Here is a 24,440-nt window from a genome sequence, read left to right as displayed (position 1 = left end):
AGACGCTTCCTAGAATGTGCCCCACACATGCCGGCAATGGCCGAATGCATCAAGGGGTACTTATGGAAACAGTTCGGGAAGCAATCCGTATTGAACGGTTGAGCAAAACGTTCAGTAACGGTCGCAAGGCGTTGGACGAAATCGATCTGCGTGTCGAGCCGGGCGAAATGGTTGCGTTGATCGGCGCCTCGGGCTCGGGCAAGTCGACGCTGCTGCGGCATATCGCGGGCTTCACCGCCTCGGATGCGCAGCCGTCGCAGATCGCGATTCTCGGCCGCCCGATCCAGCAGAACGGCCGCATCGTGCGAGAGGTGCGCAGTATTCGCCGCGATATCGGTTTCGTGTTCCAGCAATTCAATCTGGTGAACCGGCTTTCAGTGCAGCGCAACGTGCTGATCGGCGCGCTCGCGCGCCTGCCTTTGTGGCGCCGCCTCACGGGGCGCTTTCCGGGCGCGGAGCGGGCGTTATCGATGGCCGCGCTCAATGAAGTCGGTATTGGCGACCACGCGCACGAACGCGCCGCCAATCTTTCCGGCGGTCAGCAGCAACGCGCCGCACTGGCGCGGGCGCTGGTGCAGCGCGCGCGCATCGTGCTCGCCGACGAACCGATCGCCTCGCTCGACCCCGAATCGTCGCGCCGCGTGATGGAGATGTTGCGCACGCTCAATCTCGAACATCAACTGACGGTGCTGGTGTCGCTCCATCAGGTCGACATCGCCATGCAGTTCTGCCCGCGCACCGTTGCGCTGCGTCGCGGCAAGGTGGTCTATGACGGCCCCTCCGCCGCGCTGAGCCCTGCACTGCTCAAGAAACTCTACGGCGACGACGCCCATGAGCTACTCGACGAGGCCGGCGCCGATAGCACGGTCAGTCAGGCGGACCACGCCGCTAACGGTGGCGAGACCAACGCCCCTGCTCAAGACGCCGTGCCCACCGCGACGCGCTATGCATTCGCCCTCAATCCGGCGCACTCGAACTGAGCGCGCCCACCCTTTCTGTTCACTCAACCGGACTTCAAAGCGATGAAATTCCTGCGTTCATTACGTTCATTGATCACGCTGACTGTCGGTGCGGCCGCATTCGCCGGCGCCGCCACCGCGCACGCCGAGGACATCAACCTCGGCATCATCTCGACCGACTCGTCCTCTGTGCTCAAACAGCGCTGGGAACCGTTGATCGCGGATATGAACAAGCAAACCGGCCTGAACGTCAAAGCGTTCTTCGCGACCGACTACGCCGGCATCATCGAAGGCATGCGCTTTAACAAGGTCCAGGTCGGCTATTTCGGCAATGCGTCGGCGATCGAAGCGGTGGATCGTTCGCAAGGCGAAGTGTTCGCGAAGGTCCTGTATGCGAACGGCGACCTCGGCTATAAGTCGGTGCTCATCACCAACGTCAACAGCCGCTTCAAGACGCTCGACGACGTGTTCAAGAACACGAAGGACGTCACGCTCGGTTTCGGCGATCCGAACTCCACCTCCGGCACGCTGATCCCGGGCTACTACCTGTTCGCCAAGCGCAACGTCGCGGTCAATACGGCGTTCAAGGCGGTGCTGCCTTCGAGCCACGAAGCGAACCTGCTGGCCGTGGTGAACAACAAGATCGATGTTGCGACCAACAACACCGAGATGCTCGACACACTCAAGCAGCAGCATCCGGACAAGTTCGCACAAGTCCGTGTGTTGTGGACCTCGCCGCTGATTCCGTCCGACCCGCTGGTGTGGCGCAAGGATCTGCCGCAGGCCACCAAGGACAAGATCCGCAACTTCTTCCTGAACTACGGCAAGACCGATCCGCATGAAAAAGAGGTGATGGCGGCGATTACGGGTTACGCCGGTTTTGCAGCATCGTCGGATGCGCAGTTGCTGCCGATCCGCCAGGTCGCGTTGTACCGGCAGAAGCAGAAGATCGAGAACGACACGCATCTTTCCGACGACGACCGCAAGACCCAGCTGGCCGACATCGATGCGAAGATGAGCGCGCTCAATAGCGCCGTATCCAAGCAATGAACACGGTTGATCTGATCACGCCGCCCACGCGTGCGAGCGAAGCGCTCGCCGCGCAGGCGGCACGGCAGGCCGCGCCGGCCGCCGGCAAGCGCAGCTGGCTGTCGCTGATCGGCTGGATCGCCGTGCTTGCCGTGCTGGGCGGCGCATGGCACGGCGCCGACATGCGTCCGCTCGATCTGCTCTCCGACTCCGGCAACATGGGCCAGTTCGCCAAGGACTTCTTCCCGCCGGACTTCACCGAATGGCGCAGCTATTTGCACGAGATGTATGTAACGCTGTCGGTAGCGGTGTGGGGCACTGTTCTCTCGCTAGTGTGCGCCGTGCCGTGCGGACTGATGTCCGCGCACAACATGGCGCCAATGTGGGTCGTGCAGCCGATGCGCCGCATGATGGACGCATGCCGCGCGATCAATGAAATGGTCTTCGCGATGCTGTTCATCGTCGCGGTGGGACTCGGTCCGTTCGCCGGCGTGCTGGCGTTGTGGGTGCACACCACCGGCGTGCTCGCCAAGCTCTTCGCCGAAGCGGTCGAGGCTATCGATCCGCGTCCGGCCGAAGGCGTGCGCGCCACCGGTGCGACCAGTCTCGACGAAATCATTTACGCCGTGCTGCCGCAAGTGTTGCCGTTGTGGATCTCGTACGCGTTATATCGCTTCGAATCGAACGTGCGCTCGGCGATGGTGGTCGGCATGGTCGGCGCAGGCGGGATCGGCGTGGTGCTGTACGAAGCGATCCGCTCGTTCAATTACGCGCAGACGGCCGCGGTGATGATCATGGTGATCGTTGTTGTGACCGTGATCGATATGGCGTCGGCGTGGCTGCGTGAACGCGTGACCTAACGCGTGACCCAAAGCGCGTTCCAACGCGTGACTTACGCAGGCGTGCTGCCTGCCCCGCTCCGGAGGACGCCCCTTGCGTTGTTCAAGGCTGGCGAGGCGCCAAAGAACCATTGAGCGCCTCGCCGACCTTGCCGAAGAACGCGTCGTAGTCTTCGCGAGCCAGCACGGTTTTCGTGCGGGCGTCGCCGTTGCTGTCCCACACCGTATTGTCGAAACGCGCCCGCACCACGACACCTTGACCGCCTTCAGCCGCCCGCACGCTGACGAGCGCCGCGGTGTACTGGTGATCGGGTTTGGCCGGCAGCATACCGATACGCGTCTTGAGCACGCCACGCAGCACTTCCCGCCATTTCGGCACGAGCACCTCAGAGCGGCCTGCTTCCACCAGTGCCGTATCCGTGTCTACCGTAACCGGCGCGTAGCCGCCCGATTTCAACGCGGCGGCGACCGCCGTCAAGGCCTTCTCACGCGTGACGCCCGGAAAGCTGCGGTCGCGCATGGCGGCAAGCGCGGTGCGTTCGCTGTCGGTCAGATCCACACTCACCTGACGCGAACTGTATTTGACGGCGGTGCCGCCCGAGCCTGTCACCCGCTCGTTCGGATCCGGCGCCTTGCATGCGCCCAGCATGACGACAACGCCCGCACTCATCCAGACATTGCGCCAGAACAGGCAACGCCTCGCCTTCGGATAACAGAAAAACTGTGTTGTGGCGCGCTGCAGCACAGGCAATGCCATCGCTATGACCGGTGGGAGAAAGCGTTATCGTAAAAGCACGAAGCCGATATCCTCAATTGAAAGTTTCTGTTAGAAATACAAGCAATACTTGGATATAGGGCTTTTCATGCGCCGCCTGCCCCCACTCAACACCTTGCGCAGCTTCGAGGCCGCCGGGCGTCTCGGCAGCCTCACCAGGGCCGCCGAAGAACTGTGCGTCACGCATAGCGCGGTCACGCAACAGATTCGCGCGCTCGAAGACTATCTCGGGCAAAAGCTGTTCGAACGCCACGGCCGCACGCTGCAGATGACGCCGCACGCCAGACACTATCTGGTCGATGTCGCCGGTTGCCTGAGCCGATTGGCCGAAGCCACCACGCAAATGCGCGGAAATACCACGCGGCGAACCCTGCGCGTGAATACTTCGGCGTCGTTCGCACACGGCTGGCTGATTCCACGGCTCGCGCGCTTTCACGCGCTACACCCGGAGATCGACGTGCAGATCGTGACCGTCAACGGCCTGAACATCGACACCCTCGACGAATCGCACGATGCCATCATCCGCCGCTACCAACCGAATCTGCGGCGTTACGGCTTCGACTCGCGCCCACTCGTCGCCAATGTGGCCGTGCCCGTGTGCACGCCCGACCTGCCCGGACTGGATGCGCTGCGCACCCCCGCCGATTTGCTGCAAGCCCGGCTGCTGCACTATGCGGGCTTGCCCGAGGCCTGGCAGTACTGGTTCCACTGCGCGGCGGTGCCGGCCGGCGAAACGCTCGGCGGTCCTTTCTATGAGCAGTTCTTTTTGCTCGTGCAGGCAGCCGCAAGCGGACTCGGCATAGCGCTCGCGCCTCAGGCGATCGTCGAAGAGGACATACAGCGCGGGCGGCTGGTCGCGCTCTTCCCCGAAGTCAGACTCGAAGGACCGCCGTTTCATTGCCTATATCGCGTGGCGCCGCAGGATCGCGAGCTCAACCTGTTTCTCGACTGGTTGTTCGGCGCTGCGCTTCAGGTCCCAACGGCGGTGGCAGCAGGCGCTTCAAAGCCCCTCTAGTTAAAACGTGATTCGGCCATTGTGGCGTTCTGCTGGAATAATCACGGGCTTACGGTTGCCGCCGCGGCCTTCTTTCCCTCTCCCCGATCTTCGATGGACACCTTAGTCGTCTCGCTGGTGCTGCTCTCCGCGCTGCTTCATGCCACCTGGAACGCGTTTCTGCACTTATCCGAAGACCGTGTATGGCTGCTCGGCATGATGGCGATTCCGTATATAGCCGTCAGCGCGGTCGGCGTAATCGTGCTGCCTTTGCCCGACCCGGCGGCCTGGCCTTATATCTTCGCGTCGGTGGTACTCGAATTCGGCTACCTGCTGGCACTGATCCGCGCCTACAGGAGCGGCGACTTCGGGCAAATCTATCCCATTGCGCGCGGTCTTTCTCCAATGCTCGTATTCGTCGGCGCGATGGTGTTCGCGCACGAAGCGCTCAAACCGCTGGCGGCGCTCGGTGTGGCACTGGTGTCGCTCGGCATCATCTCGCTCGCGTTTCGCCGCGGCATGCGGTTTTCCGGCGAAAGCGTGCCGTTTGCTCTGCTGACCGGCTTCTTCATCGCGACGTATTCGGTCGTCGACGGAATCGGCGCACGCGTGGCCGGCAACGGCCTGAGCTACATCATGTGGGTCTATCTGATCTGGAACATCCCGCAGTTTCTGCTCGCCTGGCATTGGCGCGGCGGCGCCCGCGGGCTATTCATCGGCCGCACGGTGGTGCTCAAAGGCATTGCGTCCGGCGTGCTCGCGCTCACCGCCTATTGCCTGATTATCGAGGCCTACCGCTACCTGCCGATCGCGATGGTCTCCGCGTTGCGGGAGCTGAGTTCGATCTTCGCGGTGCTGATCGGCTGGCTGTTCATGCGGGAGAAGCTGACGGCGCGCCGTATTGCGGCATGCGCCATGGTGACGCTCGGGGCGGTGTTGATCCGGATTTGAGGCCGTCAAGTCCGCCTTCCAGTCCGTTTCGTTTATTGCGATTTCGAATATTTCGATTTAGAATATGGAAATTCGAAAGGAACCGCGCCATGAACACCTCGATTCATCCTACGCCGCTGCCCTCAGCGCAAGAGGCTGAGCTCGCCCGCGTCTCTGGCCGAAATCTGTCCGTCGTGCTGTCAAGCCGCGCCGAAACGCAGCAATTCGACTTCAAGGACAGCAAGGGCGAAACGCGCAGCGTGGAATTACCGACATCGGTCGTCCGTCTGATGGTCGACGTTCTCGCGGAAATTGGCCAAGGCAATGCGGTATCGATCATCCCTATTCATGCCGAGTTGACCACGCAGGAGGCGGCCGACCTGCTCAATGTGTCGCGGCCGTATTTCGTCCAGTTGCTGGAAAAGAAAGAAATCCCTTTCCGCAAGGTCAATACGCATCGGCGAGTGCGTTATGACGACGTGATGGCGTATAAGGATCGAATCGATTCCGACCGGCGTAAGGCCTTGGACGAACTCGCGGCGCTGTCGCAGGAAATGGGTTTGGAATAATCGATGTCATCACATTTCACGGCAATCTACGACGCCTGCGTTCTGCACTCCCAACCATTGCGAAATCTGCTGATGCGTCTGGCGCTGACCGACCTTTACCGGGCGCGCTGGACCTCGGCCATTCATGAAGAGTGGACGCGCAATCTGATCGCAAACCGTCCTGATCTCGACCCCAGCAAGATTTATCGTGTCCGGGATCTCATGGACGCGCACGTTCGGGACGCGTTGGTCGATAACTATGAACACCTGATACCGACCATTCATTTACCGGATCCTGATGACGCTCATGTGGTCACCGCCGCCGTGCATTGCGGCGCCGAACTCATCGTCACGTTTAACCTGAAGGACTTTCCGGCGGAAGCGTTAAACACCTTCAACGTGACCGTTCAACATCCTGACGACTTCATCAGCGATCTCTTCGACCTGAACCAGGCTAAAGTCCTCGAAGCGATGGCTGAACATAGAAAGTCGTTGAAGAATCCGCCCAAATCCGTCGAGCAATACCTCGACACCCTCACGACCCTGGGCCTCACGCAAACCGTTTCTATGGTTCGCCCTTACAGCGTCGCGATCTGAGAAACACCCGCCCTCACGCGAACTGCACGAGCGTCGCGTCGATCGCATCCGCCAGCGTATTGAAAGCAGGCGCGATTTCCTCGTCCGGCACGCATGCGTAGCCGATCAGCAAGCCCGACGGCGCCAGCGACGGTTGCGCGTAATACCCCGACAAGGGCCGCACGACGATATTGCGCTCCAGCGCGGCAGCCGCCACCGCGCGGTCGTCACTGTCTTGCGGCAATTGCATCACCAGATGCAAACCGGCATCGCCGCCCACGGCCGGCAGCGCGTCGCCATAGCGGTGCGCGGCGGCGTCCAGCAGGGTCTGGCGACGCTGCCCGTAAAGCGTGCGCATCTTGCGGATATGCGACGTGAAATGCCCTTCCGCGATGAATTCCGCGAGCATCGCCTGCTGCAACAACTGCCCTTCCCGGTACAACTCCGCGCTCGCGGTCGCGAAGCTCTCGGCCAGCGCTTCGGGCACAACGAGGTAGCCGATACGCAAGCCCGGAAACAGCGTCTTGCCGAAGCTGCCCACGTAAATCACCTGCCCGGACCGGTCCAGACCTTGCAGCGATGCCAGCGGCCGGCTGCCGTAACGAAATTCGCTGTCGTAGTCGTCCTCGATGATCCAGCACTGGTTCTGCCGCGCGTATTCCAGCAGCATGCGGCGCCGCGCGAGGCTCATCACCATGCCGAGCGGATATTGATGCGACGGCGTGACGAGCATCAGCTTGGGCGGCTGCGCGAGATCGTCGGCGGATGGATTGATGCCTTCTTCGTCGACGGCGATCGGCCGCGATTGCAGACCCGACACGTGCAGCACGCTGCGCACGCCCCAGTAGCACGGGTCTTCAGTCCAGATCACGTCGCCCGGATCGGACAGCAGACGCACGGCCAGGTCGACCGACTGGTGAATCCCGGTCGTGATGATGATCTGCTCCGGCGTGCAACGCACCGAGCGCGAGGTGCGCAGATAGTCGGCCAGCGCGTGCCGCAACGAGGCCAGGCCGCCGCCCGGCGCGTAGGTCAGCAAGTCCGGGCGCAGCCGGCGCCAATATTTGTTGTGCAAGCGGCTCCACACGCGCGCCGGAAACTTCGTGACGTCCGGCACCCCCGGCATGAACGCGCCCCATTGCCGCTTCGACACGCCCGCCCCCGCAATGAGCCGCGCGCCGCGCGTCGACAACGCGCGCTTGACCTGCGACGGGAGTGGCGGCGGCAATGATTCGAGCAACGCGGCCGACGCCTCGGTGTCCGGCACACCGACGATCTCGTCCGGCGCGCTGTCCGCGACAAACGTGCCGCGGCCGGTTGCCGAGCTCACGTAGCCCTCCAGCACCAACTGCTCGTAGACCTGGGTGACGGTATTGCGCCCGATGCCCAACTCCTGCGCCAGCAAACGCGATGAGGGCACCTTGCTGCCCGCCGGCAATTCACGCGACAGGATCGCCTGCTGCAACAGCCGATGCAGCTGACGGTAGATCGGCTGGCCGTTGCCACGGTCGAGGCGCTGCGCCAGCCAGTCGGACAAAACGCTCGCGCGCATGATTGGCTCCTACTTTTTTATTGAAATGGCTCTGAAATTAAGAGCCAAATCTCATTATAGTCGCTGCATGTGCTGCGTTGAGCGCGCAGTCCCCTGCAAAACCGAGGAGCCAAGGAGATAACCATGAAAAATGCTGAACTGAAGAGCCGCAAAGACGCCGCCACGCCGCGCGGCGTCGGGGTGATGTGCGATTTCTACGCTGAACGCGCGGAGAACGCCGAGTTGTGGGACGTCGAAGGCCGCCGTTTCATCGATTTCGCCGCGGGTATTGCCGTGTGCAACACGGGCCATCGTCACCCGAAGATTCTGGCGGCGATCCGTGACCAGCTCGATCATTTCACGCACACCGCCTATCAGATCGTGCCGTACGCGTCGTACGTCGAACTGGCTGAGAAGATCAACGCACGTGCGCCGGGCGACTATCCGAAGAAAACCGCTTTCTTCACGACCGGCGCCGAAGCCGTTGAAAACGCCATCAAGATTGCGCGCGCCGCGACTGGCCGTCCGGGCGTGATCGCCTTCACCGGCGGTTTCCATGGCCGCACGATGATGGGCATGGCGCTGACCGGCAAGGTTGCACCGTACAAGATCGGCTTTGGCCCGTTCCCGGCGGACGTGTTCCATGCTCCGTTCCCGAATCCGCTGCACGGCGTGACCACGGCTGACTCGCTGAAGGCGATCGAGTTTCTGTTCAAGGCCGACATCGATCCGAAGCGCGTCGCGGCGATTATTTTCGAACCGGTTCAGGGCGAAGGCGGTTTCTATCCGGCGCCGGCCGAGTTCGTGCGCGCCTTGCGCAAGCTGTGCAATGAGCACGGCATTCTGCTGATCGCCGACGAAGTACAGACGGGTTTTGCTCGTACCGGCAAGTTGTTTGCAATGCATCACTATGACGTGGTGCCTGATCTGATGACGATCGCCAAGAGTCTCGCGGGCGGCATGCCGTTGTCGGGTGTGGTCGGACGTGCCGACGTGATGGATGCGGCAGCGCCTGGCGGCCTGGGTGGCACTTATGCGGGTAACCCGCTGGCGGTCGCGTCCGCGCATGCCGTGCTCGATATCATCGATGAAGAGAAGCTCTGCGAGCGGGCTACTGTTCTGGGCGATCGTGTCAAGGCGAAGCTGATCGCGCTGCAGAGCGAAGTTCCGCAGATCGCTGACGTGCGTGGGCCGGGTGGGATGGTGGCTGTTGAGTTCTGCAAGGCTGGCGGGACTGAGCCGGATGCCGAGTTCACCAAGCGGGTGCAGGCGCGGGCGCTTGAGCGCGGGTTGCTGTTGCTGGTTTGTGGTGTTTATTCGAATGTGGTTCGGTTTCTTTTCCCGCTTACGATTCAGGATGCTGTTTTTGATGAGGCGATGGGGATTCTGGAAGCTGTGCTTAAGGAGAATGTTGCTGTGGCTGTGTAGTGGTTTTTTTGGGCCTTCGCGGCGGGTTGGTTGTTTGCCTGCGGCGGTGGCCTTTTTCCTGTTTTTTGTTTTTGTTTTGTTTTTGTTTTGTTTTGGTTGCCTGCGCGGCGCTTGGTGGTTTTTGTTTTTGCTTGTTGTGGCTTTTTCTTTGGCCTTTCCTTGTTTTGCTAGTGGTCTATTAGTGTTGCCCCTGTGCGGGGCGGCACTTACTTTCTTTGCCGCCGCAAAGAAAGATAAGCAAAGAAAGCGGCTCAAACCGCTAATTCTTAAGTGGGTCCCCCAGCTTGGAGGGGGTAGTGGTGCATCTGGAATCCGTGTTCTCGCACATTCGGCATAAGTGACAAAGGACTCATTCGCTCCCACTCCGCACTACGTGCGTCGCGGACGGGTCTGCATGGGAAACCAAGGCTTCGGTGGTGCGTGGTGGGGGCCATCGGCTTCGCCTCGGCGATACGCTGGAAAACGCGTTGGTTTTCGAACTGCGCGTCGGCGCGCGCAGCGCCGCCGGAAGTATGACGGCCTTGTCACTGGAGCGGAGTGTGCGAGCACACGGATTCCAGATGCACCACTACCGTGGCTGTGCGGGGGACCCGCTTATGAGCTGGCGGGGTGAGCCGCTTTCTTTGCTTATCTTTCTTTGCGGCGGCAAAGAAAGTAAGTGCCGCCCCGCACAGGGGCAACGCTAATAGACCACTAGCAAAACAAGGAAAGGCCAAAGAAGAACCCACAACAAGCAAAAGCAAAAAACCACAACCACCAAGCGCCGCACAGGCAACAAAAAAAACCCAAACCCCTGGAGCGAAACCCAAATGCCAACGCCAGTCCTGCAAGACCCCACACTTCTAAAAACAAAAGCCTACATAGCAGGCGAATGGCAATCCGCCGAAGACAACACAACATTCGAAGTCAAAAACCCGGCCACAGGCGAAACCATCGCCACCGTGCCCCGCATGGGCACAACCGAAACCCGCCGCGCAATCGACACGGCCAACGCCGCATGGCCAGCATGGCGAGCAACCACCGCCAAACAACGCGCCACGATCCTGCGTAAATGGCATGACCTGATGCTGGAAAACGCCGACGATCTGGCAACGATCCTGACCACCGAACAAGGCAAACCCCTCGCCGAAGCCAAAGGCGAAATCCTGTACGCCGCCTCGTTCCTGGAATGGTTCGCGGAAGAAGGCAAACGCGTCAACGGCGACACCATCCCCACGCCGGCAGGCGACAAACGCATCGTCGTGACGAAAGAACCGATCGGCGTCTGCGCAGCCATCACGCCGTGGAATTTCCCGGCGGCCATGATCACGCGTAAAGTCGGCCCGGCACTCGCCGCCGGTTGCCCGATCATCGTCAAACCGGCCGAAGCCACGCCGCTGTCGGCCCTCGCCCTCGCCGTGCTGGCCGAACGCGCCGGTGTGCCGCGCGGCGTGTTCAACGTCGTGACCGGCGAGCCGAAAGCGATCGGCGCGGAAATGACCGGCAATCCGATCGTGCGCAAACTGTCCTTCACCGGCTCGACGCCGGTAGGCCGTCTGCTGATGGCGCAGTGCGCGCCGACGGTCAAGAAAGTGTCGCTCGAGCTCGGCGGCAACGCACCCTTCATCGTCTTCGACGACGCGGATCTGGATGCGGCCGTCGCGGGCGCCATCGCATCGAAATATCGCAACAGCGGTCAGACCTGCGTGTGCACGAATCGCTTCTACGTGCACGATAAGGTCTACGACGCATTCGCCGAAAAACTGCGCGTCGCCGTCGAGCAGCTCAAGGTCGGCCGCGGCACCGAAGAAGGTGTCACGCAAGGACCCCTGATCAACGAAGCGGCCGTGCTCAAGGTCGAGTCGCATATCGAAGACGCCCTCGCCAAAGGGGCTCGCATCGTCACCGGCGGCAAGCGCCATGCGCTCGGCCACGGCTTCTTCGAGCCGACCGTGCTTGCGGATGTGACGCCGGCCATGAAGGTCGCGCGCGACGAAACCTTCGGGCCGCTCGCGCCGCTGTTCCGCTTCTCGTCGGACGAAGAAGTGATCCGCCTCGCCAACGATACGGAATTCGGCCTCGCGTCGTACTTCTATAGCCGCGATATCGGCCGCGTCTGGCGTGTCGCGGAAGCGCTCGAATATGGCATGGTGGGGATCAACACCGGTCTGATTTCCAACGAAGTCGCGCCGTTCGGCGGAGTCAAGCAATCCGGTCTCGGCCGCGAAGGCTCGCACTACGGTATCGACGATTATGTGGTAATCAAGTACATGTGCGTCGGCGGCATCTGATGCAAAAAACGGCCACGTCAAACATGTCGACGTGGCCGTTTTCTCTTGAGCCTGGTCACCGCACTTTCAGTGCATCGTTCAGAACGAGTGGCGAATGCCGGCCATCACCCCGAGTTGCCCGATGCCTGGCGCCGGCGTCGTGCCTCCGCCGCCCTGGCTCACCGTATAAGCAGCATGCGCACTGTTGAACAGATACGCACCTTGCAGGTAAACCGCGGAACGCTTCGACAACAGATACGTGGTGCGTAGCGCGGCGATGGTGCCGCGAGTGTCGTCTGCGCGATTGACGATGCGGTACACGCCGCCATCGAAAATGAACGCGGGCGTCACGTTATAGGACGCAGTCAGGTAGTACAGATTCGAGCGCACGTCCGGCAACGCCGGGGACACCGTTTCGACATGACGGCCAAGCCAACCTGCTCCAAGCTTCACCGGCCCGATGTGTCCATAGCCGTTCAACTGCATCCGCACGTCCTTGTCGCCAGATTGCGTCAACGCAAAAGGCGCCGTGCCGTCGTACAGATTCGCGGCGGCACCCGGGCCGCCGCGTTGTTCGTCGTAGGCGCCCGCCACGCCGTAGCCGTTCATGTCATAGCGCAACATCGTCGACCATTCACGGCAACTCTGCGAACTGCCCGGAATCGACCCCACACAGGTACCCTGCCCCGGCGAATTGCCCGTCCCCGCCGAGTCGCGGCCGAATGAATAAGTCGCGCCGAACGTGAAACCCGAGAACGTGCCCTTGTACGCAATCGTGTTGTCGCTGCGTGCGCTCGGCATGTACTGATCGAACGACCCCGTGCCGCCGTATATGTCGGGACCGAGCAGATCGGAGTCGAGGATCGCCCAATACGTCATCGTGTATTGGCGGCCGAACGTCAACGTGCCATAGGGACTCTCGAGACCGACGTAAGCTTGCCGTCCAAACAGCCGGCCACCCTGATTGAGCGTGCCGCCCCTGGTATTAAAGCCGCTCTCCAGCACAAACACCGCGGACAACCCACCACCCAGGCCCTCCTTGCCGCGAATCCCCCAGCGCGACGGAAATTCGCCGGTAATGCCCGGCATGCGCACGACGCTATTGCCCGCCGCATTCGCATGCGTCACCAGTTCGATGCCGGTGTCGATGATCCCGTACAACGTCACGCTGCTCTGTGCGAACGACGAGGCGCTGATACCGAGCAGCACACTGCCCAAAGCGAGTTGGTATTTCATTATCTCCGTGTCTCCTTGACGGGTGCTTTGTATGAGCGCACAGCTATACCGATGCAGCCCATACGCAGCATCTTTTATGTAGCGATACTAATTACCGGCGTGGCGATGCCGACCGCTGTTCAAACCGTCCGGCACATTCACGATTGACTGCCTCAGATAGCGGCGATCCGCCTGTCACACACAATCGCCGCAAGTCAGGACATTGCGTCCCTCAAACACCCGGCGTCGGAATATGGCGTTTGACCGCCATCAGCGCGACCATCACGATCAACATCGCGATTCCGAGCATCCATAAGTACGACGATGCGCCGCCGGCCGTGATCACCACCGCACCCGCGAACGCGCTGGCAATCGCGCCGAGCCGGCCGAACGCGAGCGCCGACGCGGTGCCGGTGGCGCGCACACGGGTCGGATAGACATAAGCACACAGCGCGAACATGGTCGACTGAACCGCGTTGACGAACAGTCCGTGCACACCGAGACCGAAGATCAGCAGGCCGGTGTGATCGGCGATGTTCACACCGAGCAGCAACAACGCGCTCACCGCGCCACCCGCACTGCAGAGAATCAAAGGCCAACGCGAGCCGGTGCGAGCGATCACCGCGGCGCACAGCAACGCGCCAACCACTCCACCCAGGTTGTACGCGGTGAGCCCCGAACCCGCCACAGCCACCGAGAGGCCTTGCGTGCTCAGCATGGTCGGCAGCCAGCTGAAGGCGCTATAGACGGCCAGCAGGCATAGGCAGAACGCGCACCAGATGGCTACCGTATCGAGCGCCAGACCCTCGCGGAAGAGCGCGGTAAAACCCGTGTGCTTTTCAACGGCCTGTTCGCGCGAGTCGGCAAATACGCAGCCGCTTGCCACCGGCCGCGACATCCGGCCAAGCAGGCGTTTGAGCTCCGGCCAGCGTTGCGGACGCCGGGCGAGAAAGCGCGGCGACTCAGGCAACGTGAAGAGCAGCAACACGCCGAGCGCGAGAGGCAGCACGCCGCCGATCATGAACAAGCCGCGCCATCCGTACGTCGGTAGAATTTCGTGCGCGAACAGACCCGCCACCATGCCGCCGAGCGGCACGCAGACAATCGTCGCGGTGACGGCCAATGTGCGGCGGCGAGCCGGCGTGAACTCCGCGGTCATGGTCGTCGAACTCGGTAATGCGCCGCCGATGCCCAGACCGGCGATAAAGCGCAACACGGCAATCGTCACGATGTCAGGCGCGAAGCAGATACCGCACGTGGCGGCGCCGAACACCAGCACGCTGCCGATTACCGCCCAGCGGCGGCCGAAGCGATCCGCCAGCAGCCCGGCACACGCGCTGCCTATGCCCATGCCGATCAGCCCGGCCGCAACCACCGGCGCAAAAGCCGCGCGCGTGACGCCCCACTCCTTGATCAACACGGGAATCGCAAAACCGATCAGTTGACTGTCGAAACCGTCCAGCACGATCGACAACGCCGCGAGAAACACCACGGTCTTCTGCATGATGGTGTACGGGCCTTCGTCGAGCGTGCGGCCGATGTCGACCACGTGACGCCCCTCTTCGATTCCCGCCTGATTACCGGTGAGCGGCGCGCCGCCCGCATCGGTCGTGCCGGTTGCCGCACTGGCCGGACCGGCCGGTGGTACATAACTGGTCATGCAGCTGTCTCCTGGTTTGTATGCGCGATCTGAGCGTCGCGCTTTTTCTCGTCATGCTTTGAGGTATGCCTTTGCGGCACGTTTTCAGGTCATGCTTTTTGCTGAGTATGTGAGCGGGAGCCCCGCTTCCGACATTGCCGTTTCGCGCAAAAGCCATGACATGTATGCATGGCTTGCACGGCGTGCGCATCGTTGCGGTGAACCGGCGTGCTGCAACATGCAACGACATGCTGCAACCGGAACAGCCATCGTCTCTTCAGAAGGGGTAATGACGTGGCGTGGTTTGCACGGTAATCCAGCGCAAGTCCGTGAATTCGGCAATCCCCGCCTGCCCGCCGAAACGTCCAAAGCCACTGCCTTTCACGCCGCCGAACGGCATTTGCGCTTCGTCGTGAACGGTCGGCCCGTTGACGTGGCAAATGCCCGATTCGATGCGCCTCGCGACATTCATCGCGCGCGCCACATCACGGCTGAACACGGCCGACGAGAGCCCATATTCGTTGTCGTTCGCACAGGCGACGGCTTCGTCTTCGCCGTTGACACGCACAATGCCCTTCACGGGTCCGAACGACTCCTCGCCATAGATGCGCATCGCGGGTGTGACGTGGTCGAGCAGCGTGGCGGGCATCAAGGTGCTGTCCGCCTTGCCGCCGCAGACGAGCGTGGCGCCTTTGGCCAGTGCGTCGTCGATCAGCGCGTTGCAGCGCTCCACCGTCGCCATATCCACCACCGAGCCGAGCACCACCGGCCCTTTGCGTGGATCGCCGAGCGGCAGGCCGCGCGCTTTCTGCGCGAGCTTCGCGACGAACGGCTCGGCGACCCGCTCATCGACGATGATCCGTTCCGTCGACATGCAGATCTGCCCCGAGTTGGCGAACGCACCGAAGGCTGCGGCGTTGACGGCTGCGTCGAGATCCGCGTCGTCGAGCACGATCAACGGCGCTTTCCCGCCGAGCTCCAGCACCGACGGCTTCAGATAGCGCGCACAGGTGGCCGCGATAATCTTGCCCACGTGCGTGGAGCCGGTGAAATTGACACGCCGGACTTTCGGATGGGCGATCAGGGCCTCGACCACGGCGCCCGCATCGGCCGGCGCGTTGGTGATGAAGTTCACCACGCCCTTGGGCAAACCCGCTTCCTGCAAGACCTCGATAATCAGGCCGTGCGTGCCGGGGCAGATCTCCGAACCCTTCAGCACGACGGTATTTCCGCACGCAAGCGGCAACGCAATTGCACGCACCGCGAGGATCACCGGCGCATTCCACGGCGCGATGCCGAGCACGACACCGGCCGGCTGACGCACGCCCATCGCAAGACTGCCCGGCACGTCGGACGGAATCAGCTCGCCGCCAATCTGCGTGGTGAGCGACGCTGCTTCCATCAATCCGCCGGCGGCGAGATGCACATTGAACCCCGCCCACATCGCCGATGCGCCCGTCTCCGCGGCCATGACTCTGGCGAACGCGTCGCTGCGCGCCTCCAGCGCGTGCGCCGCCTTCATCAGCAGCGCGCGGCGCTCGCCCGGCCCGAGCGCGGACCATGCCGGAAACGCCGCTGCTGCGGCGTCGGCGGCGGCTACCGCGTCGGCAACCGTCGCCGCGGGAGCGCGCGTCGCGACTTCCCCATCGAGCGGATTGCGGCGCTCGAAGGTAGCGCCGTTGCTCGCGTCTACTGCTGCACCGTTGATCAGCATCGAAATGCTCTGCATCGTGTTGTCTCCTGCGGAAAGTTTTTGAATGCGGGTGTGGCGCTCGCTCGAGATCAGGCCACGACGACTTCGACCAGCCTCGGTCCGGATGATGCCAATGCGTCGCGCAGAACCTCATGCAGGCGTTCGGCATCGGTCACGCGCGTACCGTGGCAACCCATGCCCGCGGCAAGCGATACGAAGTCGAGTCCCGGCAGATCGGTGCCTTGCACAGGATCGTTCGGACCAAAGCCGAATTCCGGCGCGAAATCCTGCAACGCGGCGTAGCGGGAATTGTTCAGGATCACGAATGTAACCGGCAGTTTCATCTGCACGGCGCTATAGATGGCCTGGATCGAATACATGCTGGAGCCGTCGCCAATCAGGCCGATCACGCGCGTGCCGGGCTTCGCCAACGCCACGCCGACAGCAGCCGGCATGCCATAGCCGAGACCACCGCTGTCCATTGTGTAGAAGGTGCCGCTGCGCGTGAACGGCAGGTAGTTCTGCATCACCGGACGTGCGCTCGGCGCCTCCTCGACCACGATATCGTCCGCGTGGCGCACCTCGGCGAGGGTCTGCAATGCAAACGCCACCGACATCAACGCCGACGGTTCCGCGCGCGGACGTGCGCGGCGCGGCGCAGGCAAGGGGCGCGCTTTCGGCGCAGGCCTCGATAGCAGATCGGCTACGCCCAGACGAATATTACCGACTACCGCGGTGCCGGCCGGCGCCCACGCCGCGATCGCCGGATCGTCGATCAACTGGCACAGCGCCGCACCGGCAGGCAGATGCGGCCCATGACCTTCGACGTGATACGTGAAGGCCGCCGCGCCGATCACGAAGATCAGATCATGGCCACCGAGCATTTCGACGATCTTCTCGCGCATGGCCGGCAGGAAACCGGCGAACAGCCGATGGTCTTCGGGGAACGCGCAGCGGCCTGTCATCGGCGCGACGAACACGCGGGCGTTATGGCGTTCAGCGAGACTCACCACTTCGTCCCAGCCGCCGGCCCTGTCGACCGCGCCGCCCACGACGAACGCCGGCCGTTCGCAGGCATCGAGCGCCGCGCCGATCTGCTCCAGCACGAACGGCTCCGGCCGCGTCCCGGTACTGACTACGCGTGCCGGCACCGGCTCCGCGGCGCGGTCCCAGTCGTCGACGGGAATCGACACCAGCACCGGCCCGCGCGGTTCCTGCATCGCCACGTAATAAGCGCGCGCGATCGCCAGCGGCACGTCCTCGGCGCGCGCCGGTTCGATGCTCCATTTGACATACGGTTTCGGCAATTCGGTGGCCTGGGTCGACGCGAGGAACGGGTCGAACGGCAGAATCGAGCGGGCCTGCTGCCCGGCGGTGATCACAATCGGCGTGCGGTTGCGGAACGCGGTGAAGATGTTGCCCATCGCATTGCCTACACCTGCCGCCGAATGCAGATTCACGAATGACGCGTTGCGGGTGGCCTGCGCATAGCCGTCGGCCATGCCGACCACGGCCGCTTCCTGCAAGCCCAGCACGTAACGGAAATCGTGCGGGAAATCGCGGAACAACGGCAATTCCGTCGACCCCGGATTGGCGAACACCGACGTCATGCCGAGACGGCGCATGAGATCGATGACGGCGTCACGCACGGTGAACGAGGTGGGTTGAGAGAGTCCCGATGCGTCTGAACGGGGCGCGTTGCTGGTCATGCGTGTCTCCTGTCGGCCAGAGTTAGCGCTTTAGCACTTACTCTGGCCCCATGCAAAGCTGTCGGCCGGAGTTAGTGCTTTAGCTGTCGACAGGAGTTCGCGCTTTAGCGCGTTACTCCTGTCCCATGCAAAGCTCTTACTCCGGCCCCATGCAAAGCTGTCGGCCAGAGTGGGCGCTTCAACGCACTACTCCGGTTCCATGCAAATTAGTTGCGGGCGATAAGCGCCGTTTCCTGAAGGCTCATTATCGGAAGCTCGAGGTTAATTGAAAATTGCCTTTTTTGAGAAAAGGCATTACTTTTGAGCATGACTTTCAATCTGCAACAACTGCATGCGTTCGCCACTATTGTCGCGAGCGGCAGTCTGGGCCGTGCCGCGGAAGTGCTGCATGTCACCCAGCCCGCCCTGAGCCGCACCATCAAGCGGCTCGAGGATCAGGTCGGCGCGCCGCTGTTCGAGCGGCACTCGAAGGGCATGCAGCTTACTGCGATCGGCAGCGCGCTGCTGCCGCACGCCACCCTGCTGCAACGGGAGGCCGATCACGCGCGTGAGGAAATCGACGCGATGCGCGGCCTCGCAAAAGGGACGATTCGCGTCGGCGCGGTGGCGAGCATCGCGACGCTCGTGCTGCCGCTCGCGGTAAGCGGGGTGCTCGCGCGCTGGCCGAATCTGCGTGTGGAGATCATGGAAGGCGTGTGGGACCGGCTTGCGGACAGTCTGATGAAACACGAGATCGATCTCGCGCTCAGCATGGCGGTGCCGGACACGGATGAGATCACCGCGATTGCCGACTGCAGGTGGGAAGACACGAGCTATGTGGTCGCCGCGCTCGACCATCCGCTGCGAAACAAAGCGGATTTATCGCTTGCCGACACGCTCGATCAGCAGTGGTGTGTGCCGCCGCGTGGAACGGGTCCGTTCGAGCATATGCAGAACGTGTTTGCCGAGCATGGGTTCGGCATGCCGCAGATCGCGGTCGAGACGCGCTCGATCACGGTGCTGAAAAGCCTTGTGACGCGTGCGGGGTTTCTGAGCTGGATGGCCATGCCGATGTACGACACCGAAAGTGCGGCCGGCGTGTTCGATACGCTGCCGATCCCGGGTCTGGTCGCACGCCGCACGTTGACGGCGTTTCGGCGTCGTCAGGGGATTTTGCCGAGTCCGGCGGTGAAGTTGCTGGAGCAACTCAGACAGTTGACCGCCGCACCAGGCTAAGCGCCTGCGCAAAATCTGGAGCGGCCCGGTTACCTCGTTCAGCGCTCAATCGCACAGCGGCCCCGCTTTCACAGTGAAGTGAAAGCGGGGCCGCTGTTACAACGATATCAATCGGGCGGGTGCGAGACTACCGCCCGCGCCACCGCTCATTAATGTCCGAAGTTTGCAACCGGAGCCGAATACGAACTCGGCGTCACGTCGGTGCGGCTGCCTGCTTGCGACGACCCATTCGTGGCCGAACCGTAACCGCTGCCGTTTTGTGCCGCGACGCGTGCTTCGGCGGCCTGAATGTTTGCCGGATAGTCGTCGACGTTCGCCGTTGCCGGGTTATAGCCGGCCTTTTCCAGCTGGACCAGCTCAGCGCGCACCTGAGCGCGGGTCACCGGCTGGTTCGATTGGGCGAAAGCCGCGAGCGGTGCGGTGATGAGAGCAGCGATAGCAACAGCTTCGATCAGGGATTTCATGACGACTACCTCCAGAGATTGTTTTTTGCCGTGCTGCAAACTCGTTTGTTTGCAGCCAGTGGACACAGTCTAGGAGTCAGTCGATATAGGGTAAACCCCTAATAAACGAATTCACTGTTGCTAGAATCGGCACAATTGCCAAGAAAGCTCATTGAAAGCCCGGCGATAAGGCCGGCGCTGCCCCGCTCGATGACACTTCAGCGCCGCCATTTCTGCCGCCCATCACCTGCCGGTCGCCCCTGGGACTCACGCCGAAGCGCACGCGATACGTCCGCGAAAAATGCGAAGGCGACTCGAATCCGCACGCGACGCAAATCGACGTGATCGACATGTCGGTCTGTTGCAGCAACTCGCGCGCGCGGGTCAGGCGCAGTTGCAGATAGAAATGCGTCGGCGTGTCCTTCAGCGAGGCGCAGAAGAGCCGTTCCAGTTGCCGCCGCGTCACGCTGATTTCCTCGGCGAGTTGGTCGGGCGTCAGCGGCTCTTCCATATGCTGTTCCATGGCCCCGATCACCTGAATCAGCTTGCGGTTATGCACCCCGTAACGCGCCGCGATTTCCATGCGCTGATGGTCCGAACGCTGCCGGATCCGGCTCACGACAAACTGCTCCGATACCGCGGAAGCCAACGCTGCGCCGTGCTTGCGGCCAATCAGGTCGAGCATCATGTCGATCGACGCCGTGCCGCCCGCGCAGGTGATGCGCCGCGCGCCGATTTCGAACAGCTCCTGGCTTGCGCTCAGCGAGGCATAGCGCTCGCGAAACGCCGACAACGCTTCCCAGTGCACGGTCACGCTGTCCGAGCCACCCAGGAGCCCCGCTTCCGCGAGGACGAAGCTGCCCGTATCGATGCCGCCGAGCGTCGCGCCACTCCGCTCAAACCGCCTCAGGCAATCGCCGAGCTCGCGCGTATAGCAGGCGAGCGGCTCGAAGCCCGCGACGACGAATACCGTCTGCGTTTCATGGACATCGGCGATTGCCGCTTCCGCGTTGATCGAAATGCCGTTGCTGGCCGCGACCGGCGCGCCGTCGAGACTCAGAATGCGCCAGCGGTAGAGATCGCCTCGAAAGCGGTTGGCCACGCGCAGCGGCTCGACCGCTGACATGAAGCCAATCGCCGAGAAGCCCGGCAGCAGCAGGAACGACATATCTTCGGGCATCGTGCGCGGACTCGATCAGGGACACTCGGGAAACGTAGGGACACTTGGAGACACAAAGCCGCAAACCAACGCGGGATTCCGGGCGAGCGTAGCAAGCGGTGCGCGATGCGGCAAGACACACCAAAATTCATCGAACCCGTCGATGCTGCGCCGCATGACGAACGATGCTGGTTTTCCCTCGTTGTCGCATGGGAGCAAGAACGGGTCGCTGACGGTCGCTTTGGCCGGAATATGGGGCATTAACGTTACGTCATTCCTGCGGCTCAGGCGCTACTCAAGCCAGCCTTAGTGCATGGCTCGCGCATGACTCGATGCACATCGCGCAATACCGCGCAGGACCGGGGGCCGCCCTGTTTATCTCGTCGCGGCTGTTTCGAAACACGCTGTTTAACGTGTCAGAAGAGGGAACGTCATGAAGTTACGCGTCAAAGCCCTGCTTGCCCATCTTGTCTGTCTGGCGGCTGTCGCCGCTGCGTCGCCGGTTCTCGCACAGGATCCCGCCACCTGCCGCGCGGTGCATTTTGCCGACATTGGCTGGACCGACATCACGTCGACCACGGCGCTTGCATCGGCCGTATTCGAGGGACTCGGCTATCAGCCCGTGACGACCGTCGCATCAGTGCCGATTTCGTTCGCCGGTCTGAAGAGCAAACAGCTCGACGTGTCGCTCGGCTACTGGTGGCCCGTGCAGGAAAAAGCGATTGCACCGTTCGTCGATTCGAAATCGATCCAGGTGTTGCAGCCACCTAACCTGACCGGCGCCAAGGCGACCTTCGCCGTGCCGAGCTATGAGTACGAAGCAGGCCTCAAGACTTTCGCCGACATCGCGAAACATCGCGACCAGCTCGACGGCAAGATCTATGGCATCGAACCCGGCAGCAGCGCGAACGCCGCGATTCAGAAAATGATCGCCAGCAATCAATTCGGCCTCGGCGGCTTCAAGCTGATCGAATCGAGTGAAGCGGGCATGCTGGTATCGGTGGATCGCGCGATTCGCGAGAAGAAATGGGTGGTGTTTCTCGGCTGGGAACCGCATCCCATGAATATCCAGATCGACATGAAATACCTCACCGGCAGCGACGGCGTATTCGGCCCCAACGACGGCGAAGCGCGCGTTTATACGCTGACGTCCCCCGACTATCTGACGCGCTGCCCGAACGCGGGCAAGCTGGTGAGCAATCTGCGCTTTTCGACGCAACTGGAGAACGTGGTGATGCAATCGGTGATGAACAAGGAAAAACCTGCCGATGCCGCCAAGGCGTATCTGAAGAAGAACCCGCAAGTACTGGATGCGTGGCTCGCCGGAGTGAAGACCTATGACGGTAAAGACGGTCTGCCCGCGGTAAAGGCCTATCTCGGACTTTGATGGGACCGCCTAGGTGGGGCCGCCTGAGTAGCACCGCCCAGGTGCGGCCGGCCATGGCCGCAATCCAGCCTCCATCCACCAGGTTGCGCATTTCAATTTACAGGAACCAGCACGTATGAATCATGAAGTCATCGTGACCTGCGCGGTCACCGGCGCGGGCGATACGGTCGGCAGGCATCCGGCCATTCCCGTCACGCCAAAGCAGATCGCCGACGCCGCTATCGAAGCCGCGAAGGCCGGTGCGACCGTTGCGCATTGCCATGTGCGCGATCCGAAGACCGGACGCGGCAGCCGCGATCCGCAGCTGTATCGCGAGGTCGTCGACCGGATCCGCTCGTCAGGCACCGACGTGATCATCAACCTGACAGCGGGCATGGGTGGCGATCTCGAGATCGGTCCCGGCGAAGATCCGATGCGTTTCGGCGCGGGAACGGACCTCGTCGGCGGTTTGACACGCCTCGCGCATGTCGAGGAGCTCCTGCCGGAAATCTGCACGCTCGATTGCGGCACGCTCAATTTCGGCGACGGCAACTACATCTATGTGTCGACGCCCGCGCAATTGCGGGCCGGCGCGCAGCGCATCCAGGAACTCGGCGTGAAGCCGGAACTGGAAATCTTCGACACCGGGCATCTGTGGTTCGCCAAGCAATTGCTCCAGGAAGGTTTGCTCGACGCGCCGCCGCTGTTTCAGATCTGCCTGGGCATTCCATGGGGTGCGCCCGCCGACACCACGACGATGAAAGCGATGGCCGACAACCTGCCGCCTGGCGCGCAATGGGCCGGTTTCGGCATCGGCCGCATGCAGATGCCAATGGTCGCGCAGGCGATGCTCCTCGGTGGCCACGTGCGTGTCGGCCTCGAAGACAACATCTGGCTCGACAAGGGTGTGCCTGCAACGAACGGCACGCTGGTGCAGCGCGCGATCGAGATCATCGAGCGGCTCGGCGGCCGTGCGCTGACACCCGCGGAAGGCCGTCGCAAACTCGGCCTGCCCGCGCGTGGCGAGCGGCAACTGGAGCGGCGTGCAGCTGGACAGTACGCGTGACGATGCCACGTATCCAGCGCGCTGGAGATAGTGCGTTGCGTCACCTGAAAACTCATAGGCAAAGGAAACATCAGCAATGGCAGTGATCGTCGATATCAAAACATTTGCGGCAATCGGCGCGGGCGTGATCGGCAGCGGCTGGGTGGCGCGCGCGCTCGCGCATGGGCTCGACGTCGTCGCATGGGATCCCGCTCCGGGCGCGGAGAAGCAGTTGCGCGAAAACATCGCGAATGCCTGGCCCGCACTGGAACGCGTCGGTCTCGCCGCGGGCGCTTCACCCAACCGGCTGCGTTTCGTCGATACGATCGAAGCCTGCGTCGAACAGGCCGACTTCATTCAGGAGAGCGCACCCGAACGCGAGGAATTGAAGCTCGCCTTGCATGAGCAGATCAGTCGCGCGGCAAAACCCGATGCGATCATCGCTTCGTCCACTTCCGGCCTGCTGCCGAGCGACTTCTATGCACGGGCGGTGAATCCGCAGCGTTGCATCGTCGGGCATCCGTTCAATCCGGTGTATCTCCTGCCGCTCGTCGAAGTACTGGGTGGCGAACTGACCGCACCGGCGACCATCGACGCTGCGATGCAGATTTACCGCTCGCTATCGATGCGCCCGCTTCTCGTGCGCAAGGAAGTACCCGGCTTTATCGCCGATCGCCTGCTCGAAGCGTTGTGGCGCGAGGCGCTGCACCTGGTCAATGAGGGTGTGGCGACCACCGGCGAAATCGACGACGCGATCCGTTTCGGCGCGGGCATCCGCTGGTCCTTCATGGGTACGTTCCTGACGTACACGCTGGCAGGCGGTGACGCCGGCATGCGCCACTTCATGCAGCAATTTGGACCGGCATTGGAGCTGCCGTGGACTAAACTGGTAGCGCCGCAGCTCACCGACGAGCTGATCGACCGGGTAGTGGACGGAACGTCCGAACAGGTTGGGCCGCGCTCGATCAAGCAACTCGAACGCTATCGGGACGATTGTATTACGAGTGTGCTGGCGGCGATTGGAGAAGCCAAGGCGCGGCACGGATTGCTTCCTGCGGAGTGATACGGCTGTGTAGAGGCGAGCATACTGCTGTGCAG

The 24,440-nt window shown here is 62.3% G+C and carries 22 protein-coding genes; 14 read left to right on the top strand and 8 right to left on the bottom strand.

The genetic code is table 11. The annotated features are described in order from the left end of the window. Nucleotides 1-62 precede the first annotated feature (62 nt). From phnC to phnE, 3 genes are read left to right on the top strand one after another with little or no spacing between them, the layout of a single operon-like run. Nucleotides 63-980, top strand: coding sequence for a phosphonate ABC transporter ATP-binding protein (phnC, locus tag BCY88_RS14170; protein ID WP_120344845.1), 918 nt, complete (start codon nt 63-65; stop codon nt 978-980). 42 nt (nt 981-1,022) lie between these two features. Further along, on the top strand, nt 1,023-2,009 hold the full coding sequence (gene phnD, locus BCY88_RS14165; RefSeq protein ID WP_120344844.1) for a phosphonate ABC transporter substrate-binding protein: 987 nt from the start codon (nt 1,023-1,025) through the stop codon (nt 2,007-2,009). Continuing rightward, nucleotides 2,006-2,848, top strand: coding sequence for a phosphonate ABC transporter, permease protein PhnE (phnE, locus tag BCY88_RS14160; protein ID WP_120344843.1), 843 nt, complete (start codon nt 2,006-2,008; stop codon nt 2,846-2,848). The genes phnD and phnE overlap by 4 nt, the downstream gene beginning before the upstream one ends. A gap of 82 nt (nt 2,849-2,930) precedes the next feature. Here phnE and BCY88_RS14155 read toward each other — a convergent pair whose 3' ends face one another. Beyond that, entirely contained in the window at nt 2,931-3,584 is a 654-nt protein-coding gene (locus tag BCY88_RS14155) for a hypothetical protein (RefSeq protein WP_259461392.1), read from the bottom strand. Nucleotides 3,585-3,690: 106 nt separating this feature from the next. Between BCY88_RS14155 and BCY88_RS14150 the strand changes: the two genes are divergently transcribed. The 4 genes from BCY88_RS14150 to BCY88_RS14135 all read left to right on the top strand — a co-directional run bounded on the left by BCY88_RS14150 (nt 3,691) and on the right by BCY88_RS14135 (nt 6,671). Continuing rightward, nucleotides 3,691-4,617 carry a LysR substrate-binding domain-containing protein gene (locus BCY88_RS14150; protein WP_120344842.1) on the top strand — a complete coding sequence of 309 codons (927 nt, stop codon included), beginning with the start codon at nt 3,691-3,693 and terminating at the stop codon, nt 4,615-4,617. Nucleotides 4,618-4,710: 93 nt separating this feature from the next. Beyond that, the gene (locus BCY88_RS14145) at nt 4,711-5,547 is read left to right on the top strand and encodes a DMT family transporter (RefSeq protein WP_120344841.1); all 837 of its coding nucleotides are present in this window, start codon (nt 4,711-4,713) and stop codon (nt 5,545-5,547) included. Between the two features lie 89 nt (nt 5,548-5,636). Then, nucleotides 5,637-6,095, top strand: coding sequence for a helix-turn-helix domain-containing protein (locus BCY88_RS14140; RefSeq protein WP_120344840.1), 459 nt, complete (start codon nt 5,637-5,639; stop codon nt 6,093-6,095). A gap of 3 nt (nt 6,096-6,098) precedes the next feature. Next, nucleotides 6,099-6,671: a PIN domain-containing protein gene (locus BCY88_RS14135; RefSeq protein ID WP_120344839.1), complete on the top strand. Its 573-nt coding sequence runs from the start codon at nt 6,099-6,101 to the stop codon at nt 6,669-6,671. Between the two features lie 13 nt (nt 6,672-6,684). Here the strand turns inward: BCY88_RS14135 and pdxR are convergent, their stop codons facing one another. Further along, on the bottom strand, nt 6,685-8,202 hold the full coding sequence (gene pdxR, locus BCY88_RS14130) for a MocR-like pyridoxine biosynthesis transcription factor PdxR (protein ID WP_120344838.1): 1,518 nt from the start codon (nt 8,200-8,202) through the stop codon (nt 6,685-6,687). Nucleotides 8,203-8,325: 123 nt separating this feature from the next. Between pdxR and BCY88_RS14125 the strand changes: the two genes are divergently transcribed. The 3 genes from BCY88_RS14125 (at nt 8,326) to gabD (ending at nt 11,879) form a co-directional block, all read left to right on the top strand. Further along, the gene (locus BCY88_RS14125; protein ID WP_120344837.1) at nt 8,326-9,609 is read left to right on the top strand and encodes a 4-aminobutyrate--2-oxoglutarate transaminase; all 1,284 of its coding nucleotides are present in this window, start codon (nt 8,326-8,328) and stop codon (nt 9,607-9,609) included. Next, nucleotides 9,590-9,946 (top strand): hypothetical protein, encoded by a 357-nt coding sequence (locus tag BCY88_RS39545; protein ID WP_147408520.1) that lies wholly within the window; start codon nt 9,590-9,592, stop codon nt 9,944-9,946. The genes BCY88_RS14125 and BCY88_RS39545 overlap by 20 nt, the downstream gene beginning before the upstream one ends. A 472-nt stretch (nt 9,947-10,418) precedes the next feature. Further along, a complete protein-coding gene (gene gabD / locus BCY88_RS14120; RefSeq protein ID WP_120344836.1) occupies nt 10,419-11,879 on the top strand; it encodes an NADP-dependent succinate-semialdehyde dehydrogenase in 1,461 nt (486 codons plus the stop codon). Nucleotides 11,880-11,957: 78 nt separating this feature from the next. Here gabD and BCY88_RS14115 read toward each other — a convergent pair whose 3' ends face one another. From BCY88_RS14115 to mdlC, 4 genes are all read right to left on the bottom strand, one after another. Next, nucleotides 11,958-13,094 (bottom strand): porin, encoded by a 1,137-nt coding sequence (locus tag BCY88_RS14115; protein ID WP_120344835.1) that lies wholly within the window; start codon nt 13,092-13,094, stop codon nt 11,958-11,960. Between the two features lie 211 nt (nt 13,095-13,305). Then, nucleotides 13,306-14,733 carry an MFS transporter gene (locus tag BCY88_RS14110; protein ID WP_120344834.1) on the bottom strand — a complete coding sequence of 476 codons (1,428 nt, stop codon included), beginning with the start codon at nt 14,731-14,733 and terminating at the stop codon, nt 13,306-13,308. A 256-nt stretch (nt 14,734-14,989) separates the two neighbouring features. After that, a complete protein-coding gene (locus BCY88_RS14105; RefSeq protein WP_120344833.1) occupies nt 14,990-16,441 on the bottom strand; it encodes an aldehyde dehydrogenase in 1,452 nt (483 codons plus the stop codon). Between the two features lie 53 nt (nt 16,442-16,494). Further along, nucleotides 16,495-18,114, bottom strand: coding sequence for a benzoylformate decarboxylase (gene mdlC, locus BCY88_RS14100; protein WP_120344832.1), 1,620 nt, complete (start codon nt 18,112-18,114; stop codon nt 16,495-16,497). Nucleotides 18,115-18,420: 306 nt separating this feature from the next. Here mdlC and BCY88_RS14095 point away from each other — a divergent pair, with 306 nt between their 5' ends. Next, nucleotides 18,421-19,329, top strand: coding sequence for a LysR family transcriptional regulator (locus tag BCY88_RS14095; protein WP_120344831.1), 909 nt, complete (start codon nt 18,421-18,423; stop codon nt 19,327-19,329). Nucleotides 19,330-19,478: 149 nt separating this feature from the next. Here BCY88_RS14095 and BCY88_RS14090 read toward each other — a convergent pair whose 3' ends face one another. After that, complete coding sequence (locus tag BCY88_RS14090) at nt 19,479-19,793, bottom strand: DUF4148 domain-containing protein (protein ID WP_120344830.1); 315 nt, start codon at nt 19,791-19,793, stop codon at nt 19,479-19,481. A 148-nt stretch (nt 19,794-19,941) separates the two neighbouring features. Further along, nucleotides 19,942-20,952 carry a GlxA family transcriptional regulator gene (locus tag BCY88_RS14085; RefSeq protein ID WP_120344829.1) on the bottom strand — a complete coding sequence of 337 codons (1,011 nt, stop codon included), beginning with the start codon at nt 20,950-20,952 and terminating at the stop codon, nt 19,942-19,944. Nucleotides 20,953-21,364: 412 nt separating this feature from the next. Between BCY88_RS14085 and BCY88_RS14080 the strand changes: the two genes are divergently transcribed. From BCY88_RS14080 to BCY88_RS14070, 3 genes are all read left to right on the top strand, one after another. Beyond that, nucleotides 21,365-22,318, top strand: coding sequence for a choline ABC transporter substrate-binding protein (locus BCY88_RS14080; protein WP_120344828.1), 954 nt, complete (start codon nt 21,365-21,367; stop codon nt 22,316-22,318). A gap of 115 nt (nt 22,319-22,433) precedes the next feature. Further along, a complete protein-coding gene (cdhC, locus tag BCY88_RS14075; RefSeq protein WP_120344827.1) occupies nt 22,434-23,363 on the top strand; it encodes a 3-dehydrocarnitine:acetyl-CoA trimethylamine transferase CdhC in 930 nt (309 codons plus the stop codon). Between the two features lie 76 nt (nt 23,364-23,439). After that, nucleotides 23,440-24,405 (top strand): L-carnitine dehydrogenase, encoded by a 966-nt coding sequence (locus tag BCY88_RS14070; protein ID WP_120344826.1) that lies wholly within the window; start codon nt 23,440-23,442, stop codon nt 24,403-24,405. The last annotated feature ends 35 nt before the right edge of the window (nt 24,406-24,440 follow it).

The sequence above is a fragment of the Paraburkholderia fungorum genome, from assembly GCF_003610895.1.
In the GTDB taxonomy this organism is placed as follows: domain Bacteria; phylum Pseudomonadota; class Gammaproteobacteria; order Burkholderiales; family Burkholderiaceae; genus Paraburkholderia; species Paraburkholderia fungorum_B.
This window is presented reverse-complemented; position numbering and strand designations above follow the sequence as displayed.

Bases quoted from the DNA above. Each gene is read 5' to 3' on its own strand.
- phnC (WP_120344845.1), top strand. From the start codon at position 63: ATGGAAACAGTTCGGGAAGCAATCCGTATTGAACGGTTGAGCAAAACG.
- phnD (WP_120344844.1), top strand. From the start codon at position 1,023: ATGAAATTCCTGCGTTCATTACGTTCATTGATCACGCTGACTGTCGGT.
- phnE (WP_120344843.1), top strand. From the start codon at position 2,006: ATGAACACGGTTGATCTGATCACGCCGCCCACGCGTGCGAGCGAAGCG.
- BCY88_RS14155 (WP_259461392.1), bottom strand. From the start codon at position 3,584: ATGGCATTGCCTGTGCTGCAGCGCGCCACAACACAGTTTTTCTGTTAT.
- BCY88_RS14150 (WP_120344842.1), top strand. From the start codon at position 3,691: ATGCGCCGCCTGCCCCCACTCAACACCTTGCGCAGCTTCGAGGCCGCC.
- BCY88_RS14145 (WP_120344841.1), top strand. From the start codon at position 4,711: ATGGACACCTTAGTCGTCTCGCTGGTGCTGCTCTCCGCGCTGCTTCAT.
- BCY88_RS14140 (WP_120344840.1), top strand. From the start codon at position 5,637: ATGAACACCTCGATTCATCCTACGCCGCTGCCCTCAGCGCAAGAGGCT.
- BCY88_RS14135 (WP_120344839.1), top strand. From the start codon at position 6,099: ATGTCATCACATTTCACGGCAATCTACGACGCCTGCGTTCTGCACTCC.
- pdxR (WP_120344838.1), bottom strand. From the start codon at position 8,202: ATGCGCGCGAGCGTTTTGTCCGACTGGCTGGCGCAGCGCCTCGACCGT.
- BCY88_RS14125 (WP_120344837.1), top strand. From the start codon at position 8,326: ATGAAAAATGCTGAACTGAAGAGCCGCAAAGACGCCGCCACGCCGCGC.
- BCY88_RS39545 (WP_147408520.1), top strand. From the start codon at position 9,590: ATGTTGCTGTGGCTGTGTAGTGGTTTTTTTGGGCCTTCGCGGCGGGTT.
- gabD (WP_120344836.1), top strand. From the start codon at position 10,419: ATGCCAACGCCAGTCCTGCAAGACCCCACACTTCTAAAAACAAAAGCC.
- BCY88_RS14115 (WP_120344835.1), bottom strand. From the start codon at position 13,094: ATGAAATACCAACTCGCTTTGGGCAGTGTGCTGCTCGGTATCAGCGCC.
- BCY88_RS14110 (WP_120344834.1), bottom strand. From the start codon at position 14,733: ATGACCAGTTATGTACCACCGGCCGGTCCGGCCAGTGCGGCAACCGGC.
- BCY88_RS14105 (WP_120344833.1), bottom strand. From the start codon at position 16,441: ATGCAGAGCATTTCGATGCTGATCAACGGTGCAGCAGTAGACGCGAGC.
- mdlC (WP_120344832.1), bottom strand. From the start codon at position 18,114: ATGACCAGCAACGCGCCCCGTTCAGACGCATCGGGACTCTCTCAACCC.
- BCY88_RS14095 (WP_120344831.1), top strand. From the start codon at position 18,421: ATGACTTTCAATCTGCAACAACTGCATGCGTTCGCCACTATTGTCGCG.
- BCY88_RS14090 (WP_120344830.1), bottom strand. From the start codon at position 19,793: ATGAAATCCCTGATCGAAGCTGTTGCTATCGCTGCTCTCATCACCGCA.
- BCY88_RS14085 (WP_120344829.1), bottom strand. From the start codon at position 20,952: ATGCCCGAAGATATGTCGTTCCTGCTGCTGCCGGGCTTCTCGGCGATT.
- BCY88_RS14080 (WP_120344828.1), top strand. From the start codon at position 21,365: ATGAAGTTACGCGTCAAAGCCCTGCTTGCCCATCTTGTCTGTCTGGCG.
- cdhC (WP_120344827.1), top strand. From the start codon at position 22,434: ATGAATCATGAAGTCATCGTGACCTGCGCGGTCACCGGCGCGGGCGAT.
- BCY88_RS14070 (WP_120344826.1), top strand. From the start codon at position 23,440: ATGGCAGTGATCGTCGATATCAAAACATTTGCGGCAATCGGCGCGGGC.